Raw genomic sequence first — 453 nt, 5'->3', positions numbered from 1 at the left:
GAGCGCGTCGAGATACCCTGGACGTAGGCCTCCTGGATGATGGCGGTCAGCGCCTTCTCGGCCATGCGCCGCGGCTCCAGGAAGCTCGGGAAGTAAGAGCCCTTCCTGAGCTTGGGGATGCGCAGTTCGACGGTGCCGGCCCGCGTCTCCCAGTCTCTGTCGCGGTAGCCGTTGCGCTGGACAACCCGCAGCGGGTTCTTCTCGCCATGGGGCGCGCCGGTGGCGGCGCCAACCTCCAGCTCCATCAGCCGCTCGGCGGCAAAGCCGATCATCTCGCGCAGGATATCGGCGTCGGGGGTCTTCTCTACGAGCGTGCGCAGGTTCATCATGTCGTTGGTCATCGGTGGTTCCTTCGAATCAGGTTGTGTCAGCAACCCAACCCTACCGAAGAACATCGATGACCGCCGCTACGCCGCTCGCTCGCTACAGCGCTGTTGAGGGCGCGCTCGCGAG

Annotated in this window: 1 protein-coding gene; it reads right to left on the bottom strand. The window is 65.3% G+C overall.

All coding sequences use genetic code 11. From position 1 onward, the window contains the following. Positions 1–341 (bottom strand): transposase (locus BQ8482_RS39925; protein WP_244603141.1); only part of this gene is annotated, 341 nt, incomplete at its 3' end. Positions 342–453 lie beyond the last annotated feature (112 nt).

This window comes from Mesorhizobium delmotii (genome assembly GCF_900149755.1).
GTDB lineage: Bacteria > Pseudomonadota > Alphaproteobacteria > Rhizobiales > Rhizobiaceae > Mesorhizobium > Mesorhizobium delmotii.
Note: the sequence above shows the minus strand (reverse complement) of the source record. Positions and strands in the feature narration are given on the sequence as shown.